Origin of the sequence: Limnofasciculus baicalensis BBK-W-15 (assembly GCF_024178385.1) — a bacterium.
GTDB lineage: Bacteria > Cyanobacteriota > Cyanobacteriia > Cyanobacteriales > Coleofasciculaceae > Limnofasciculus > Limnofasciculus baicalensis.
The window spans coordinates 161-1,664 of sequence record NZ_JAMZMM010000653.1; the positions used below are offsets into that span (position 1 = coordinate 161).

General features: G+C 43.3%; 2 protein-coding genes. One reads left to right on the forward strand and one right to left on the reverse strand.

Annotated features, from left to right (window positions below; all coding sequences use genetic code 11):
- Positions 1-2: 2 nt before the first annotated feature.
- A complete protein-coding gene (locus tag NJ959_RS29170) occupies positions 3-353 on the reverse strand; it encodes a DUF565 domain-containing protein (RefSeq protein ID WP_254015258.1) in 351 nt (116 codons plus the stop codon).
- A 655-nt stretch (positions 354-1,008) separates the two neighbouring features.
- On the opposite strand from NJ959_RS29170, the gene NJ959_RS29175 reads away from it, so the two are divergent.
- Positions 1,009-1,504: ArnT family glycosyltransferase (locus NJ959_RS29175; RefSeq protein ID WP_254015259.1), on the forward strand; the 496-nt coding region annotated here is incomplete at its 3' end.

Below are 1,504 nucleotides of genomic sequence, written 5' to 3' on the forward strand. Positions count from 1 at the left end.
CATTAAGATCCGAGTTTAAAAGCTTCTAAAAACAGGCTGTAACTCAAGCCAATTTTCAAGGCATTGATTGTCTCTGCTATTAATGAAAACCTGAATGGGGAAGTTTGTAGCTGTTGCATACTCCTGCCATAAACCAATCTACTAATTGCCTCTGTAATGACAATTAAAATAGCAGCAGCGATCGCATCCCAGTTAGCTGCTTGTCCCGTTGTCGTAGGAATTGCTGTTCCCAGAAAGACACCTAATAGTAAGCTAATTAATATGAGGGAAAGCCGTCGCCAGGGATTGCCAAACCATTGTCCTAATCGCCCTAAAATGACGTTGACTAGATTGTTGAGACGAGTGTTTTGCATTTTGGTTATTGGTTATTTGTTATTGGTTATTTGTTATTTGTTAGAGGATTTGGTAAAATCGGCAAACCTAACCGTCAGCGAAGGATTGAGTTAGAGCGACTCACACTCCACCCCCGCTCCCCTATAGGGCAGGGAGCATCCCGATTTGGAAGAAATGCAGGTTGTATTCTTTCTCCCCCCTTTGACAAGGCAGGGCTGTTTCATTCTCAAATTTTACGACAGATTGAAATCTGTCGCTACACAGACAAAACCTGCCTTCGCAGGTTAGCAAGTTTTGCATTAGCTTATTAACAAATAAGTTGAACCGCCGAAGGGCGGTAAAGCCAGTGTAGCAACAGGTTTTAACCTGTTGCTGTGGGAGAATGAAACAGCCCTGCTTTGACAAGGGGGGCTGGGGGGGTGAAAAGGGGGGCAAAAAATGAGTATCTTTGCCTTCATTGGGATGCTCCCTATAGGGCATCCCCTGGGTTGCTCCCCATCCAAAGGAACATGTCAGTTGTGTCTCAGTCTTTTAAAGTATAAAGTATGAAGGATGAAGGATGAAGGATGAAGTATAAAGTATGGAATCGAGCGCCATTCCCAGTAAAAGTTCTCAGTTAGTAGTTTGGAGTTTTAAGGCAAAACTCTATTCCCCATTACCCCTATTTAAAATTTCATGAACTTCAGAATAGAGCCGAGAGTGACAAATTGGTATAAATCTTGGGAAAAGTATCCGAATAGACTATGGATCTTATCTATTTTATGGTTAATTGCCATTATCTGGGTAGCTTTTTTATGGAATTTAGGCAGTATCGGTTTAGTCGATGAAACGGAACCCCTTTTTGCTGAAGCTGCACGTCAAATGACGGTAACAGGAGATTGGATTACACCTTATTTTAATGGTGTGACACGTTTTGATAAACCGCCATTAATTTATTGGTTGATGGCGATGGCATATAAACTAATTGGTGTTAATGAATGGGCTGTACGACTGCCTTCCGCCCTAGCTGCGATCGCACTCACTAGTTTAGGCTTCTACACTCTACGCTATTTTGGCATTTCTCGTCCCTCTGCTCTTGCTGGGGAGTGGGTTTTTTGGAGTGGGGAGTTGGGAAGAGGAGGAGTAGGGGGACAAGGAGGACAAGGGGGACAAGGGGGCAGGAGAGTTTTAA